This window comes from Streptomyces lanatus (genome assembly GCF_014655715.1).
Lineage (GTDB): Bacteria > Actinomycetota > Actinomycetes > Streptomycetales > Streptomycetaceae > Streptomyces > Streptomyces lanatus.
In genome coordinates this window covers 138,353-155,838 of the sequence record NZ_BNBM01000013.1, presented here as the reverse complement: position 1 = coordinate 155,838, position 17,486 = coordinate 138,353, and the positions used below count along the sequence as shown (strand labels likewise).

Below are 17,486 nucleotides of genomic sequence, written 5' to 3'. Positions count from 1 at the left end.
TCGGAGGCGGCACCCGACCCTTCCGCATACGGCGCGGGTCACGGCCTCCCGGGGTTCCCGGTCGGTGTTCCCTCCAGGACGTGATAGTCCGGCATGCCCTCGCCGACCGGCACGGCGACCGTGGCGGTGAGGGTGAAGCCGCTCGCGGTGAGCAGCTCCGCGTACTCGTCGCGGGTACGTTCGCGGCCGCCCGCGAACACCAGGTTGTTGAGGTCGGTGAGACCGTACTCGCTCGACTCGGCCGGAGTGAGCACCGCCGGCATCATCGTCTCCACCAGAAGCAGCCGGGCGGTCGGTGCCATCGCGGCACGGCACCTGCTCAGCAGGGCGGACGCATGCTCGTCGTCCAGGTCCCGGACGATGTTGTTGAGCAGATAGGCGTCCGCGCCCGAGGGCACGGCCCCGCCGAGATCACCCGCGACCGTCTCGCAACGGTCGGCCACACCCGCCGCCTTCAGCGTGGCCGCCGTCGCGTCCAGCGCCTCCGGGAGGTCCTGCAGCACGGCCCGGGTCCCGGGGGCGGCGGCCAGCAGGGCCGCGATCAGGGTGCCGTTGTCCCCGCCGAGATCGGCGATCGTGCCGAACACCGAGAAGTCGTACACCTCGGCCGCCCGGGCCGCGAACTCACCTACGCCCGCCGCCTTCCCGGCCCGCAGCGCCGCCGCCGGACCGGGGTGCCGCAGCAGCGACTCGTGCGCGGTGAGACCGTCGGCGGGGTCACGGAAGACCTTGCCGGTGCGCACGACCTGCGGCAGCGCCCCCCAGGCCCGCCACAGCCCGGGCGCCACGGACAGCCTGATCTCATCGGCCACCGACCCCTCGGTGCCCGACGCCAGCAACCGGCCGGCGTCGGTGAGTTCGAACCGCTCCATGTCGAGCTGGGTCACCATGCCCAGGCCCGCGAGCGCACGCAGCAGCCTGCGCAGCGCGGCCGGATCGGTGCCCGTACGCCCGGCCAGCTCGCCGTAGGAGCGGGGCCCCTCGGCGAGTTCCTCGGCCACGCCCAGGTCCACGGCCGCGTACAGGATCTGCGCCGGCACGAAGCCGAGGACCAGCTGCCGGAGCTGGTTCGCCGGGTCGGTCGCCGCCATCGCGGTCGCCTCCTCCTCGCTCGGTCCGCCGGTCATGAGGTGCGCAGGGGGAGGAGGTTGACGCCGATCATGTCCGGGGTGGGGAAGAACGACGGCGGATTGTCGGGGTTCGTGCGCAGCACCGGGAAGCGATCCAGCAGGGCGTTCAGCGCCACCCGGGCCTCAAGCCGGGCCAGGCCCGCGCCGAGGCAGAAGTGGATGCCGCGGCCGAACCCGAAGTGCGGATTGGGATCACGCGTCGGGTCGTACACGTCCGGGTCGGGGAACCGGGCGGGGTCGCGGTTGGCGGCGGCCAGCCACATCATGACGATCTGGTCCTTCGGGATGGTCGTCCCGCCGATCTCGACGTCCGTGGTGGTGCCCCGGGCGAGCGCGGCCGAGGGGGAGAGCGTGCGCAGCGCCTCCTCGATCGCGCCGGGCACCAGCGACCGGTCCGCGCGCACCCGCGCGAACTGCTCGGGGTTGGAGTCCAGGCACAGCACCGTGTTGCCGAGCGTCATCGTGGTGGTGATGTGCCCGGTGACCAGCAGGATGTTGGCCACGTTCACGATCTCGGTGTCCGTCAGCCGCTCGCCGTCGACCTCGGCCTGCGCCAGATGGCTGAGCAGGTCCTCGCGCGGCCGGGCCCGGCGCTCGGTGAGATGCTCAGCCATGTAGTCCCGCAGCGGCTGCAGCCGCTCGGTGGCGGACTGGACGCTCTGCACGCCCTGTTCGCTGTCGTCGAGGAACGAGAAACCGCTGAAGCTCTCGATCACGTCGTCGGCCCACTTGCGGAACAGCTCGCGGTCGTCCGCCGGGACCCCGAGCAGCTCGGCGATCACGATGACCGGCAGCGGATAGGCGAGGGCCGAGGCCAGCTCGATCTCGGACGCGCCCTCGATCTGGTCGAGCAGCCCGTTGGTGAGGTCGACGACCTGCTCCTCCATCGACGCGACCAGCCGCGGGGTGAAGGCGCCGCTGACGAGGCTGCGGAACTTGCGGTGCAGCGGCGGATCCATCTGCGACATGTCCCCCTCGATGAGGGACTCGTCGACGCCGACGGGCATCAGCCGCGTCAGATCGGAGGAGAACGTCGCGTGGTCACCGAGAATCTCCAGGCACTCGGCGTGACCGTAGACGTTCCACACGCCCTGCGCCTCGTCGAACTGGACCGGGGAGTCGGGACGTTCTCCACGCAGCCAGGGGTGTTCCGGGTGGATGTCCCACCGCTGGACGACCGTAGTCATGGTGCTTCTCCTTGGTGCCGTGACAGGGGTGGGTTCAGCCGGTGAGGACCGGGAGGGTCTCGACGCCGTCGACGTCGATCACCTGGAGGAACGTGGGCGGGGCGGCCGGGTCGGGACGCATGCCGGGGAAGCGGTCCAGCAGGACCTCCACGGCGGCCTTGGCCTCCATACGGGCCAGCTGCCGGCCGATGCAGAAGTGGACGCCGCGGCCGAGGCCGATGTGATTGTTGGGCGTCCGGTCGGCGATGAAGGTGTGCGGGTCCTGGAACTGGCGCTCGTCGCGGTTGGCGGAGCCGGTCCACACGATGAGCAGCTGGTCCTTGGGGATCGTGGTGCCGCCGATCTCCACATCGGCGTTGGTGGCCCGCCCCACGCCGCAGATGGGGCTCAGGAAGCGGAGGGACTCCTCGATCGCGGAAGGCAGGAGCGAGCGGTCCGCGCGGACCTTGGCACCCTCCTCCGGATAGGCGTCCAGACACAGCATGGTGTTGCCGATGAGCATGGCGGTCGTCAGATGACCGTTGACCATCATCCGGTTGCAGATATTGGCTATCTGGCTGTCCGTCAGGCGCTGGCCGTCGATCTCGGCGTCCAGGAGCTCGCTGACGAGGTCGCCGCGCGGCTTCTTCCGGCGCTCGACCGCCATGTCCTTCCAGTAGTCGCGCATCTCCCAGAGCAGTTCGAGTTCCTTCTCCAGCTGCTCCTTCTCCTCCAACTGCTCCTCCGGGGACTTGAGTTCCTCACCCCCCTGGAGCATCTTGTCCATCCACCCGCGCAGGATGCCGCGGTCGCTCGGCGGGACGCCCATGAGATCCGCGATCACGATGAGCGGCAGCGGAGCGGCGAACTCCTTCATGAGGTCGAAGGACGGCTTGCCGTCCACCTGGTCCAGGAGTTCATGGATGATGCCGTGCACCTCGGACTCGAGGCGGCCCAGCAGAGCGGGCTTGAAGGCGTGGTCGACCAGACCGCGCAGCTTGCGGTGCTTCGGCGGGTCGGTGTGGCCGAAGTCGCCGTCGACGAGGGCGTAGTCCACCTGGATGGGTTCCAGGCGCATCATGTCGCTGGAGAAGACCTTCGTGTTGCTGAGAGCCTCGGCGCACTCGGGGTAGCCGTAGATGTTCCACATCTTGATCTCTTCGTCATACGAGACCAGATTCTCGGGGCGCTTTCCGCGAAGCCAGAAATGCCCCGGATGCACATCCCAATCGTCGACGGGCGAAGCCATGGGGGAGTCCTTCCATGAAAGGTATGGGTATGTATCGCGTGGAGATGGATGGGTGAATTCGCCGGCGATCAGCGATCGCGGGCGGACTCCGCCTCGATGACGTTCAGAATCTCCTGGGCGAGGTCGACCAGGTACATGTGACCGCCCGGGAACTCCACGTAGTTGAACTCGCTCGTGGTCGCGTCCCGCCACTGCTGGGCCTCTTCCGCGGTGACCAGCGTGTCGGAGTCGCCCCGGAGGGAGCAGATCGGCACGGACACCGGTTCATCGGTGCTCGGGACGTAGTTCTCGTGCATCTCGCAGTCGGCCTGCAGCATGGGGAGAATCAGTTCACGCAGCTCCGGGTGGTCGAGCGCCTCGTGCCTGAATCCCGCGAACTCCTCGACGCGGGCGAGGAATTCATCGTCCGGCAGCCCCGTCGCCCGCCTCTCGCGCTGGGTCCACGGCCCCGGCGAGCCACTGACGACCAGCCGCTCGACGTGCACATCACGCGTGCTCAGCAGATGCACCAGCTCGTAGGCGAGCACCGCGCCCAGGCTGTGCCCGAACAGCACGGTCCGCGCCCCCGCGCCGAGCTCCGTGACGATGTCGTCGATGGAGTTCTTGGCCGCCTCGACGACGTTCCGGTACGGCGTCTCCAGGAGCCGGCGCTCCCTGCCGGGCAGTTCGACCGGGACCACACGCCACCGGTCGCCGGCCGGCTCGCGCCACGGGTGGAAGAACGAAGGGCCCGCTCCGGCGAACGGCACGCACAACAGCACCGTCTCGTCCCGGTCGTCCCCGGACGTACGGGGTTCCTTCACCCCGACCAACCCCAATCATCAATGCGAAGGTTCGTTTTGATCGTTCTGGAAGCGCGCCCGGCGCTATCGGCTCACCGTGTCCAGGGATTCGATGTACGCGGAAATCGACGCCACCGTCGGATTGAGGAACATCTGGTCTATGGGGACCTCGACGTTCAGCTCGTCGATGAAGGCACCCTGAATCCTGGCCATGATCACGGACTGGCCGCCCAGGGCGAAGAAGTCATCGTCCACCGCGATGTCGTCGCGCTGGAGTTCTCGGCACCATATGGTGCGCACGCTGTCGGCAATCATCACAGTCCTCCCGGTCGTCATCAAGGTCTGTCATGCCGACATACCGCTGTCGGCGAATTCATTCCGGCAGGCGTCGAGCAGCGCCGCCCGGTCCACTTTTCCGTGCGGACTGAGTGGAATCCGCGGGATGTTGAGGAACCTGGCCGGGACCATGTTCCGCGGCAGCGTCCCCAGCAGGCGGGCGCGCACATCGTTCTCGGTGAGTTCGTTCCCGTCCGGGACGAGGAACGCGATCAGCTCGGCCTCGCCGGAGTCGGCGTACGTGATCGCCACGGCCGCCTCGCGGACCCCGGCCAGCCTGCCGAGGGCGCGTTCCACGTCGGCGGGGTCGATCCGCATGCCCCGCACCTTGACCTGCGAGTCCATCCTGCCGACCACCACGAGGTCGCCGGCCGGTGTCACATAGCCGCGGTCGCCCGTGCGGTACAGCCGGAGTGACTCACCGTCGACCTCGATCGTGGTGAACCGCTCGGATTCGGGACCGGTGCCGTTGAGATAGCCCGCGCCGACACTGGCACCGGAGATGCAGATCTCGCCGGACTCCCCGGCCACGACGCCGCGCATCCGCTCGTCGAGGATGTGGAGGTCGGTGTTGTAGGCCGGCTTGCCGACCGGCGGGTTGTCGTGCTCGCCGCTCCAGTACTCGGCGAGGTCGTACGACGACGCCACATCCGTGCACTCGGCGACACCGTACTGGTGGAGAAGCGTGCACGTATTGCCCTCGCGGCGCGCCCAGTCCGCGATTCGCCGGGCCTTCAGCGGCTCCCCGCCGAAGAGCACGTAGTCGAGCCGGGTGAGTGTGTCACCGCCGCGTGCCGTCTCCCAGTCCACCAGCAGATACAGCGTGCTGGAGGCGCAGTGCACGACGCGCACATCGTGCTCGGCCAGCATGCGGTAGGCCATCGCGGCGTCGAAGTTCCGGCTCGCCATCAGATTCTGGGTGGCTCCGCAGAACAGCGGTGCCATCAGGCTGCGTTGGGAGAGGTCGAAGCCGAACGCGCTGACCACCAGGTTGTTCGACCCGGGGTGCAGGCCGTACTCGACCTTCAGCCAGTTCAACAGGTTGAACCAGCCCTCGTGCCGCACCGCGGTCACCTTCGGCGTACCCGTCGACCCGGATGTGAAGACCGCGTAGCACACGTCGTCCCCGGTGACCACGACGTCGGGGGCGGTCGCCGGCAACTGCGCCAACCGGTCGGACAGCTGCTCCAGGTCGATGACCTCGACGGCGGTCGATTCGACCAGCCCGGCCGTCGCGGGGGAGGCCACGATCAGGGCGAGATCGGGCATCTGCCCCAGCAGCAGCGTCAGTCTCGCCGCGGGATAGGACGGGTCGAGCGGTACGTAGGCCGCGCCGGCCTTCAGCGTGCCCAGGATGGCGACGAGCAGGTCGATCGAGTAGTCGAGGCAGAGCCCGACCCGCGCACCCCGGCCGTGTCCGCGCGTGGCGAGGAAATGCGCGAACCGGTTGGCCCTCGCGTCGAGTTCCGCGTACGTCACCCGCTGTCCGGCGCAGAAGACGGCGACGGCGTCGGGAGTGGCCGCCGCGTGTGCCTCGAACTGTTTGTGGACGACGGGCACCGAGGGCAGGGCCACCCGCTTTCCCTGAAGGATCATCAACTGACTCCGATATGAGAGATGTCCGGTGCGGCGCACGGAATTGCCTGGACCGGGATTGTCCGGACCGGGCGAATCCATAATCGTCACGGGGTGCCGCGGAATGCGAAATCGGCGGGGTCCGGTGCGGCTCGCCGTTCGGTGTCGTCCTGTCGACAGGACACCCGGCATCCGCGACCGGCCCGGAATGCTCCGCCACCGTAGGATCCCGGTCACCGGCGCCACAAGGGAGTTAGGATCGCTCAGCGGCCGGTCGTGGTCCTGTCGACGGGACAGACCCCGTTCGGCGCGGTGGAATGGCTCCGGGCTCGTATTCGCTTGACCGTGCAGCCGGCCGGACGCAAGGATATTGACCGCTCCGGAGATCTGGATATTCGTTCCGAATTCCCGAACGGACCTGACCGGTCGGTTGGAATGGACCCCGAGGGCGATGAATGATTCCGCTCTCGGATTTTGATTCCGTGGACTGCCTCGCCGGCCCCTTTGTTTTTCCCTTCCGATCCGCCTGTTCGCGTGGAGTGATGGACGTGCCTGACTCGAAGCAAGACCGGTCGCCGGTGGCTGCCGACGTCACGATCACCGCGCTGTTCGCACGGCAGTCGAGGGCGACGCCCGACGCGATCGCCGTGGAGTGCGACGACCGCACGCTGACCTATGGTCAACTCGCCGAACTGTCCGACCGTTTCGCGGCCGGGCTCATCGAGCGGGGCGTGGGCCCCGAGACCGCCGTGGCGGTCACGCTGCCGCGCTCCGCGGAACTCGTCGCGGTACTGCTCGGCGTGCTCAAGGCCGGCGCCGCCTACCTCCCGATGGACCCGGACTACCCGGCCGAACGCATGGAGTTCATGCTCCGCGACGTACGGCCCGCCCTGCGGATCGGGACCGAAGCCGTACCCGGCGACCCCTGCCCCGTCGTCACGCCCGCCCAGATCACGGCCGACGCCGGCACGCCAGGCACCCGCCCGGCCCCCCGCCCCGAGCAACTCGCCTACGTCATCTACACGTCGGGCTCCACCGGAACCCCCAAGGGCATCGGCATCACCCACCGGGACGTGGCGGACCTCGCGTCGGACAGCCAGTTCGCCGGCGGGGCCCACACCCGCGTGCTGCTGCACTCGCCGCTCGCCTTCGACGCCTCGGTCTACGAGCTGTGGGTCCCGCTGCTGACCGGCGGCCGGGTCGTCGTCGACACCTCGGAGGACCTCACCCCCGGAGTTCTCGCCGGACTCGTCGCCCGCCATGGAGTGACGGCGGTCTGGCTGACGAGCGCCCTGTTCAACGTCCTGGTCGAGGACGAGCCCCGCTGCCTCGCCGGGCTGCGGGAGGTCTGGGCCGGCGGTGACCGGGTGCTGGCGCCGGTCGTGCGGCGGGCCATGGAGGCGTGCCCCGGCACCCGGTTCGTCAACGGCTACGGACCCACCGAGACCACGGTGTTCGCGACCAGCCACCGGGTGGAGCGCGCAGAGGACCTCGGCACCGAGGTACCGATCGGACGCGCCCTGGACACCATGCGGGCCCATGTCCTCGACGAGCGGCTGCGCCCCGTGTCCCCGGGCACGCCCGGCGAGCTGTATGTCGCCGGGGGCGGACTGGCCCGCGGCTATCTGAACCGGCCGTCCCAGAGCGCCGAGCGGTTCGTGGCCTGCCCGTTCGGAGCGCCCGGCGAACGCATGTACCGCACCGGTGACCTGGTGACCGCCACCGAGGACGGCGAACTGACCTACCAGGGGCGGGCCGACCACCAGGTGAAGGTGCGCGGCTTCCGCATCGAACCCGGCGAGGTCGAGGCCGCGCTTCTCTCCCACCCCGAGGTGGCGCACGCAGCGGTGATCGCCCGTCAGGACGACGGCCCCGGTGGCGGCAAGCAGCTCGTCGGGTACGTCGTACCGGCGACCGCCGGCAGCGCGACGGACGGGGAGGAACTGCGGGCCTTCCTCGGCGCACGTCTGCCCGAGTACATGGTGCCCGCCGCTTTCGTCCCGCTCGACGCACTGCCGCTGACCCCCAACGGCAAACTCGACCGGGCGGCCCTCCCCGCACCGGAGTTCACGTCGACGGCGTACCGCCCGCCCGCCACGGACGGCGAGCGGATCCTCGCGGCGGTCTTCTCCGAGGTGCTGGGACGCGAACGGGTCGGCGTCGACGACGACTTCTTCTCCCTCGGCGGCGACAGCATCCAGTCGATCCAGGTGGTGTCCCGCAGCCGGGCACGCGGCCTGTCCGTCAGCTCGCAGGAGATCTTCCGCCGCCGTACGGTGTCCGCCATCGCCGCGGCCGCCGCCGAGGCCCCGACCGACGAACCGCCCGTCCTCGCCGAACCGGAAGGCGGCGGCGTGGGACGGATGCCGCTGATGCCGGTCGCCCACTGGCTCCGCGAGCGCGGGCCGGGCTTCGACCGGCTGTCGCAGGCGGTCGTACTGGAACTCCCGCCGGGCATCGACCGCGCCGGTTTGTCCGCCGTCCTCACCGCGGTCGTCGACCGGCACGACCTGCTGCGTGCCCGGCTCCTGCCCGACGCACTGCTCGTCGGGGAGCCCGGCTCCGTGGACGTCGACCCCCTCGTCCGGCGGGTCGCCCACGAAGGGCCTTGGACCGGGGAGTCCTGGCACCGGCTGCTGACCGGCGAACTCGACGCCGCCGCGGGGAGACTGGACCCGGCCGCCGGCGTGGTCGCCCAGTGCGTGTGGTTCGACCCGCCGTCCGGCCCAGGACGACTGCTGCTCGCCCTGCACCACCTCGTGGTCGACGGAGTCTCCTGGCGCATCCTGATGCCCGACCTCGCGGCCGCCTGGCAGCAGGTCCGCGACGGACGCACCCCCGAACTGCCGCCGGTCGGCACCTCCGTACGGGGCTGGGCCCACGCCCTGGCCGACGAGGCGTCCAGCGAGACCCGGCGCGCCGAGCTCGACACCTGGCGGTCCCTCGTCGACGGCCCCGACCCGGTCCTCGGGACCCGGCGCCTCGACCCGGCCGCCGATGTGCGGAGCACGGTCCAGAAGGTTCGCGTCCAGCTGCCGGCACCGGTCACCCAGGCGCTGCTGACCGCCGTACCGGACGCCTACCGGGGCGGGGTCAACGACGGCCTGCTCGCCGCACTCGCCCTCGCCGTCGCCCGCTGGCGCCGCGACCGGGGCGTCACCGAACCCTCGACGCTGCTCCGCCTGGAGGGCCACGGACGCGAGGAGGAGGCCATCCCGGGGGCCGATCTGGCCCGCACCGTCGGCTGGTTCACCAGCGTCTTCCCGGTACGGCTCGACACCGCGGGCATCGACCTCGACGCCGCCTTCGAGGGCCGGCCGGCCGCCGGAGCCCTGCTCAAGGCGGTGAAGGAACAGCTCCTGGCCGTACCGGACCGGGGCCTGGGCTACGGCCTGCTGCGCCACCTCGACCCCCTGGGCGCCGAGACCCTGGGGACCACGTCCCTCGGGCAGATCGGGTTCAACTATCTGGGCCGCTTCTCCGCCACCGACATGCCGGAACAACTGCGCGGCCTCGGCTGGACGCTGACCGACGACATCACGCGGTACACGGAACTTGCCGAGCTCGACGCGGGCCATGACCCGGCCATGCCCGCCCTGTGCGAGCTGGACATCAACGCCATGGTCACCGACACGCCCGAAGGACCCAGGATCGGCGCCGTGTTCGCCGCCCCAGAGGGCGTGCTGTCCGCCGCCGAAGTGCGTGAGCTGGCCGACCTGTGGTGCGCCGCGCTCGCCGCCCTGGCCGGGCACGCCACGTCGCCGGACGCCGGCGGCCTCACCCCCTCCGACGTACCGCTGGTCGCCGTCGGGCAGCGGGAGATCGAGGCGTGGGAGGGCCGCTACCCGCAGCTCACCGACATCTGGCCGCTGACCCCCTTGCAGTCAGGACTCCTGCACCACTCCCTGCTGGCCGACGACGACGGCGACACCTACCAGGTCCAGCTGGTGTTCGACTTCGAGGGCCCGGTGGACGCGGAACGGATGCGGGCCGCCGGCCAGGCCCTGCTCGACCGGCACGCCGCCCTGCGCACCGCCTATGTGCCGAACGCCGCGGGCGACCTGGTGCAGCTCGTCGTCGACGGCGTCGAACTGCCCTGGCGGGAGCGCACGGTGGCCGCCGACTCGTTCGAGCGGTTCCTCACCGAGGACCGCACCGAACCCTTCGACCCGGCCACACCTCCGCTGCTGCGTCTGACCCTGGTCCACATCGCCGACGCACACACCCGGCTCGTCCTCACCGCCCATCACGTCCTGTTCGACGGCTGGTCCGAGCCCCTCCTGCTGCACGACCTGATCCGGCTCTACGCCGGCACCCCCACGTCGCTGCCCGCCCCACGCTCCTTCAAGGACTTCGTCACCTGGCTGGACCGACAGGACCACGAGCGCTCCGTGCGCGCGCACACCGAGGCACTGGCGGGCCTGACCGGACCGACCCTGGTCGCCACCGGTGCCTCCGCGGAGGGCTTCGGCGTCCGTGACCTCGCGCTCACCCCCGACGAGGCGCAGGCCCTCCTCCGCCGCGCCGCCGACCTGGGCAGCACCCCCAGCAACGTGCTCCAGGCCGCATGGGCGGCGGTGCTCGCCGAGATCACCGGCAGCACCGACGTGGTGTTCGGCACCACCGTCTCCGGCCGTCCGCCGACGCTGCCCGGCGTCGACGACGTCGTCGGACTGTGCATCAACACGCTTCCCGTACGGGTGCGTTGCCGCCCGAGCAGCACACCGGCGCAACTCGTCGCCGATCTCCAGGAGACCCACGCGGCCCTGCTGGAGCACCACCACACCGGCCTGATCGACATCCACGCCGCCACCGGGTTCGACACCCTCTTCGACACCCTGGTCGTCTACCAGTCGTATCCCTTCGACAACGCCGCCATCGCCGAGGCCAGCGCCGTCGCCGGGCTTCCCACGCCCGGGTTCCGGTCCCTCGCCGGATCGCACTACGCGCTCGTCGTGATGGCCGAGCAGGATCCCCTGCCGCGACTGCGGCTGCAGTACGACAACGGCGCCCTCGACCCGGACACCGTGGACCGGATCGCCGACCTCCTGCTGCGCATGGTGCGCGCGTTCGTGGCCGACGCCGGCATCCCCGTCGGAACGGTCGCCGCGGGACGGCCCCGGCCGCGGAAGGGGCCGGCGAGGCCGGCCGGTCCGCTGCTCGCCGCCCGCGTCGCCCGGCACGCCGACGCCGCGCTCGTCGTCGACGACGTGCCGACGACACTCGGTGAGATCGCGGCGGACGCCGAGCGGCTCGCCCGCACCTGCCGGGAGCACGGGCTCGGTCCCGGATCGGTCGTGGCGGTCGGCTGCGCCCACCCCGTGGACCAGCTGACCGGCCTGCTGGCCGTGCTCGGCGCCGGCGCATGCTTCGTAGAGCTCGATCCGAGGGACCCCCTCGCCTGGTCGGAGGCGGTGGCACGGGAAGCCCGCCCGGACGCGGCCATCGTGGACGAACCGACGTCGGGAGGGCCTTGGGGCGAGGTGCCGCGCATCCTCGTCGGACTCGGCGGCCCGGACGCGGGCGACGGGCCGGGTGAGGTCCGGCCCGACCAGCCGGCCTGCCTCGACTTCGTACCGGACGCCACGACGACCCCGTACGGCCTGCTTCTCACCCAGGCCGGACTGGCCGCCGGCGCGGCACGGTTCACCGCAGGCGGCGACGAACCGCTGACGGCGGGGCCCGAGACACGCGCCACCGAACTGCTGCTCGCGCTCTGCGCCGGGCGCCGCGTCGAGATTCGCAAGGGCGCCGCCCCACTGTCCCCGGCTCCCGTCACCGGGGACGAGGTCCGCCTGCTCAGCCCCTCCCTCGCGGCGGTCGCCCCCGGCGGCACGGGCGAGCTGTACCTGGCCGGGGACTTCGCGCACGGCATCCCCGGGCGGCCCGCGGCCACCGCGCAGCGGTTCGTCGCGGATCCGCACGGCGCCCCAGGGAGCCGTCTGTACCGCACCGGAGTCCGACTCCGGCACACCGCGGGGCCCGTGTCCGCGGAAGCCGGGCACGAACCGGAGGCGGCGCGGACCGTGCTCCTGGCCCACCCGCGCGTGGCACAGGCGGCGGTCGTCACGGCGGCACAGGGCCTCGTCGCGTACGTGGTCGCCGCCGAACAGCAGACCGTCGCCCCCGACGAACTGCGGGCCCACGTCGCCCAGCACCTGCCGGCCCGCATGGTCCCCACCACGCTGACGGCCTTGGAAACCCTGCCCGTCACCGCGAGCGGACGGCTGGACGTCCGGCGGCTCCCCGATCCGCCCGGCACCAGCCGCCGTGCGGCACGCACCGGCCACGAGGAAGTGCTGTGCGGGCTGTTCGCGGACGTCCTCGGACGGCAGGAGGTGGGCATCGACGACGACTTCTTCGCACTCGGCGGCAACTCCCTGCTCGCCACCCGATTGATCAGCCGCATCCGCGACCAGCTCGGCACGGAGGTCGCCATCGGCGCCATGTTCCGGCACCGGACCATCGCCGAGCTCACCGCCCGCTGGGACGAGATCACCACCAGGAGCGGCCCCCGGCTGCGGAGACGGAGCAAGGAGTGACCCGCATGGCCCGAACGGCCCGTTCAACCCGACCCGATCAGGAACCGCGCGGGACAACCGCAGCACGGCGAGAGGTGTGCGCATGAGTGTTCAGACATCGGAACTCGTCGCCGAGACGCCGTACATCTGGCGGGCCCGGCGGCCGGAGAGCACCGGGCGGCTGATCTGTCTGCCGCACGCCGGTGCGGGAGCCCTGGCCTACGCCGACTGGGTCCCGCTGCTGCCGCCGGACATCGAACTGGTCGCGGTGCAGCTGCCCGGGCGGCAGAACCGTATCGCCGAGGAGCCGTTCACCTCCGTCGGACCGCTCGTCAGCACACTCACCCACGCCCTGCGCCCGGTCCTGGACCGGCCGTACGCGATCTTCGGCCACTCCTGCGGCGCCGCCCTCGCCTTCGAGCTCGCCAAGGCGCTCCGGGCACGCGGCCGGCGCGGCCCGGACCAGCTCTTCATGTCCGCCCATCCCGCCCCCGGCTTCACCGGCGTACGGCAGTTGAGCGGTCTGCCCGACGACGAGTTCCGCGCCGAGATGCTCGCGCTCGGCGGCATCGACCGCGAGATCCTCGACGACCCGTTCGTGCTGGACTCCCTGCTGCCCGTGCTGCGCACCGACTTCGCGCTCTGGGAAGGGCACCGCCCCGCGCCCTCGGACCCCCTCGACTGCCCGCTCACCGTGCTGTGCGGCGACGACGACCCGCGCACACCCCCGGACTCCGTCGCCGGATGGCAGGCGCACACCAACGCCGAGTTCTACGCCCGGTTCTACCCGGGCGGCCACTTCTACTTCCTGGAGTCCGGCGCGGCCGACGTCGTGTCGTTCCTGTCCCGCAAGATGCAGACGACCATGGGGAGGGCCGCATGAGCCCCGCCGATCCCTTCGGACAGGACACCCTGGAGCGCATCGCCGAGGCGGCCCTGCGGGTCCCCGGAGTGGGCGACGCCACGGCCGTGGTCCGCAGAAGCGTGCGTGCCGCCGCCCCGGCCCCCGCCGGTCCTCCGCAGGCACCCGCCGAGGAGGACACCACCGGCCGCCCGCCCGCCGAGCTCTACGGCGGTGACCTGCGGATACCCGACAACGCCCCGGACACCCTGCAGCAGGCCCTCAGCGACGCGGCCCAACTGGCCCCCGACAAGGGCACCGTCTTCATCCGGCGGGGCCGCAAGGACGAACTGCAGACCTACCCGGAGCTGCTCGCCGAGGCCCAGCGCGTGCTCGGCGGGCTGCGGGCCGCCGGACTGCGCCCGGGCGACGCCGCGCTGTTCCAGTTCGACGACAACCGGGCCTACCTCACCGCCTTCTGGGCCTGTGTGCTCGGCGGATTCGTCCCGACACCGGTCGCGGTCGCCCCCACCTACCGCGCCGCGAACGACACCAACCGGCGGCTGCACAACGTCTGGCACCTCCTCGACCGACCGCCGCTGCTCACCGACGACGCCACCGCGCCCGCCCTCGCCGACGTACGGGAGCTGTGGGCCGAGCCGGAGGTGCGGATCCTCACCCTCGGCGAGCTGCTGGCCGGCCCGCCCGACACCGACTGGTTCCCGGCGACCCCCGACTCGCCGGTGCTGAACCTGCTCACCTCCGGCAGCACCGGCGTACCCAAGTGCGTACAGCACACCAACGCCACCGTTGTCTCCAGGTCCCTGGCCTACGCGCAGGCCAGCGGAATGGGCAGCGACGAGGTCAGCCTGCTGTGGATGCCCTTCGACCACGTCACCGTCGTGCACTGCAACATCCGGGACGTCTTCCTGCGCTGTCTGCACGTCAACGCCAAGATCGAGCACTTCCTCGCCGACCCGCTGCTGTGGCTGGACTGGGCCGACCGGTACCGCGCGACCAACACCTGGGCGCCCAACTTCGCCTTCGCGATGGTCAACGACCACGCCGAGGAGATCCGCACCAAGCGCTCCTGGGACCTGTCCTCCTTCCGCACCCTGCTCAACGGCGGTGAACCGGTCGTCGCCGGGACCAGCCACCGGTTCCTGGAACTCCTCGCGCCGCACGGGCTGCCCGCCGACGCGATGGTCCCGGCCTGGGGCATGGCGGAGACCTGCTCCGGTGTCACCTACGGCCTCCAGCGCCTGGACGACCGCACGGCCGGCACCGTCGCCGTCGACCCCGCCTCGCTCGGCGGCACGGTCCGCGAGGTGGACCCCGCCGATCCCGGGGCCGTGGTGATCTCCACCGTCGGCACCCCGCTCCCGGGCGTGCGGATCCGGGTGCTGGACGACTCCGGGGCGGTGGTCCCGGAGGGCCGCCTCGGCGAACTGTGCATCAGCGGCCGCACGATGATGACCGGCTACTTCAACAACGCCGAAGCCAACGCCTCGTCGTTCGACGACGACGGCTGGTTCCACACCGGCGACCTCGCGTTCGTCCGCGACGGCGACCTGGTGATCGCCGGACGCAAGAAGGACCAGATCGTGGTGCGCGGCATCAACTACCTCGCGCACGAGATCGAGAACGTCGTCGAGCAGGTGGACGGCGTCCGGGTCACCTTCAGCGCCGCGACCGGGGTACGCGAGCCCGGCGAGGGCTCCGACCGGCTGGCGATCTTCTTCGTGCCGCGCAGCTGGGACGACGGTGCCCTCACCCGGACCGTCGACGCCATCAGGGCCGTCCTGGTGCGCGAGGTCGGACTCGCCCCCGATCTCGTCGTCCCGGTGACCGAGACCGAGTTCCCGAAGACCGGCAGCGGCAAGGTGCAGCGCGCCGCGCTCACCGCCGAACTGCGCGCGGGCACCTTCGCCGACCGGGTCATCGGGGCCGGTACAGCGGAACGGCCCGACACCCGGCTGGTCAGGCGCCAGTGGACAGAACTTCCCGCCCCCGGACCCGCACCCGGGTCCGGGAACGGGAAAGCCGGGGCCCGGCTCGTCCTGGCCGAGGACGACGAACTCGTATCCCTCGGCCTCGACGGACCGGTGATCGCCGTACACCACGGCGATCGGCTGCACGCGGAGGCGGCGGACCGCTACCGCGCCGACGCACGCGACCGCGCGCAGCTGACCCGGCTGATCAAGGAAGTGACCGAACGGCACGGATCCATCGACACGGTCGTGTTCGGCCGGACCCTGACCCGTGCAGGCGAGGACCCCGCCGCGCGGCTCGCCGCGGCCACCGCCGAACTGACCGCGCTGCTCGGCGCGCTCGCCGACGCCACGGACGGTGACAGCCCCCTGGTGCTCGTGCTCACCTCGGGGTCCGTGCATGTGCGCTCCGGCGACCGGATCGACCTGGGCACCTGCGCCCTGCCCGGACTGATCCGCACCGCGGTGAGCGAACTGCCCGCACTGACGATCCGTCAACTCGACCTGCCCCAGGACCGCGCGGACTGGGCGGACGCCGTACGGACCGAACTCGCGGACCGCACGCACCAGGGCGTCGTCGCCGCCCGGCAGAACCGGCGATGGCAGCCGCGCCTGAGCCCGGTCCCCGACGACGAGACCGGCGCCCCGCCCATCACCTCGGGCGGCACCTACCTGGTCACGGGCGGGCTCGGCGGCATCGCCCACGACCTCGCCGGCTACCTGGTCGCCACCTACGGAGTGCGCCTGCTGCTCGTCGGCCGCTCTCCCGCGACCGGGGAGACGGGCGAACGGCTGGCCGAGCTGCGCGCCCTGGGCGACGTCCGGCACGAGCAGCTCGACGTCGCCGACGCCGATGCCGTCGAGGCAGCCGTGGCGCGTGCCGAGGCACACTGGGGCGGCCCCCTCGACGGAGTGCTGCACCTGGCCGGGGCCGACCCGACGGACCAGTGGTCCGACCTCGAACGGCACACGCTCGTCAACGAGTCCGCCGACACCTTCGCCCGGCACTACCGCCCCAAGGTCACCGGCACCCTCGCTCTGGCCCAGGTCCTGGAGCGCAGGCCGCAGGCGTCGCTCGTGCTCTTCGGCTCCGTGAACGGGGAGTTCGGCGGGAACTCGTTCGGCGCGTACGCCACCGCCAACAGCTTCCTCACCGGATTCGCCGACCACTGGCACCACGAGCGGCGGCGAGCGGTGCACTGCCTGGCCTGGAGCATGTGGACCGGCATCGGCATGAACCGCGGCAGCTCCACCGCCCCGGCCGCCAGCCGCGGCTTCGGCGCCGTCGACCCCGCCGACGGACTACGGCTGTTCCTCACCGGCATCGCCCGCCCCGACCATCACCTGATCGTCGGCCTCGACCTGGCGCACCCCGCCATCGTCGACGAGCTCGTGCCGGATCATCTGCGGGCCGGTGAGATCGTCGTCGCCCACACCGCCGACGGCGCCGCGCCCGAGGCCGTACGGGAAGCCGTCCAGGCGGCCGCCGGCGACTGCCCCGTGCCGGTGCGCACCCTCGAGGTCGAGCACATCCCGCGGCTGCCGGACGGTGCCGTCGACGCCGCGACGCTGCTGCGGATGACGGCCTCCGACCGCAGGCGCCGGCCCTCGACGCCACCGGCGACACCACTGGAGCAGCAACTCGCCCTCCTGTGGGCCGAGGCCCTCGACCGCCCGGGGATCGGCAGGGACGACTCGTTCTTCGACCTCGGCGGGAACTCCCTGCGGGCGACCCGGCTGCTCGCCCTGGTCGACGACCGGGTCGGCGTCCGGCTCGGCACCCAGGAACTCTTCGAAAACCCGACCGTGGCCGAACTGGCGGCGCTGGTCGCGGACCGCGGCGCGGACTGACCCGGCGCCCGGTCCGCGGCGGCCGGCCCGACTCCCAGAACACC

9 protein-coding genes are annotated in these 17,486 nt (G+C 71.6%); 3 read left to right on the top strand and 6 right to left on the bottom strand.

Annotated elements, in window-relative coordinates; translation table 11 throughout:
- Nucleotides 1-38 precede the first annotated feature (38 nt).
- The 6 genes from IE325_RS29995 to IE325_RS29970 all read right to left on the bottom strand — a co-directional run bounded on the left by IE325_RS29995 (nucleotide 39) and on the right by IE325_RS29970 (nucleotide 6,259).
- Nucleotides 39-1,127: a methyltransferase gene (locus IE325_RS29995; RefSeq protein ID WP_190073222.1), complete on the bottom strand. Its 1,089-nt coding sequence runs from the start codon at nucleotides 1,125-1,127 to the stop codon at nucleotides 39-41.
- The gene (locus IE325_RS29990; RefSeq protein WP_190073221.1) at nucleotides 1,124-2,317 is read right to left on the bottom strand and encodes a cytochrome P450; all 1,194 of its coding nucleotides are present in this window, start codon (nucleotides 2,315-2,317) and stop codon (nucleotides 1,124-1,126) included. The genes IE325_RS29995 and IE325_RS29990 overlap by 4 nt, the downstream gene beginning before the upstream one ends.
- A gap of 34 nt (nucleotides 2,318-2,351) precedes the next feature.
- Nucleotides 2,352-3,545, bottom strand: a complete 1,194-nt coding sequence (locus tag IE325_RS29985) for a cytochrome P450 (protein WP_190073220.1) — start codon at nucleotides 3,543-3,545, stop codon at nucleotides 2,352-2,354.
- A gap of 68 nt (nucleotides 3,546-3,613) precedes the next feature.
- A complete protein-coding gene (locus IE325_RS29980; protein ID WP_229912115.1) occupies nucleotides 3,614-4,348 on the bottom strand; it encodes a thioesterase II family protein in 735 nt (244 codons plus the stop codon).
- A 63-nt stretch (nucleotides 4,349-4,411) separates the two neighbouring features.
- Nucleotides 4,412-4,627, bottom strand: a complete 216-nt coding sequence (locus IE325_RS29975) for a phosphopantetheine-binding protein (RefSeq protein WP_229912114.1) — start codon at nucleotides 4,625-4,627, stop codon at nucleotides 4,412-4,414.
- Between the two features lie 45 nt (nucleotides 4,628-4,672).
- Nucleotides 4,673-6,259, bottom strand: coding sequence for an amino acid adenylation domain-containing protein (locus IE325_RS29970; protein ID WP_190073217.1), 1,587 nt, complete (start codon nucleotides 6,257-6,259; stop codon nucleotides 4,673-4,675).
- 527 nt (nucleotides 6,260-6,786) lie between these two features.
- Here IE325_RS29970 and IE325_RS29965 point away from each other — a divergent pair.
- From IE325_RS29965 to IE325_RS29955, 3 genes are all read left to right on the top strand, one after another.
- Complete coding sequence (locus IE325_RS29965) at nucleotides 6,787-12,780, top strand: non-ribosomal peptide synthetase (protein ID WP_190073216.1); 5,994 nt, start codon at nucleotides 6,787-6,789, stop codon at nucleotides 12,778-12,780.
- 82 nt (nucleotides 12,781-12,862) lie between these two features.
- The gene (locus IE325_RS29960; RefSeq protein WP_190073215.1) at nucleotides 12,863-13,642 is read left to right on the top strand and encodes a thioesterase II family protein; all 780 of its coding nucleotides are present in this window, start codon (nucleotides 12,863-12,865) and stop codon (nucleotides 13,640-13,642) included.
- A complete protein-coding gene (locus IE325_RS29955) occupies nucleotides 13,639-17,442 on the top strand; it encodes an SDR family NAD(P)-dependent oxidoreductase (protein WP_190073214.1) in 3,804 nt (1,267 codons plus the stop codon). Before IE325_RS29960 ends, IE325_RS29955 begins: the two co-directional genes overlap by 4 nt.
- Nucleotides 17,443-17,486 lie beyond the last annotated feature (44 nt).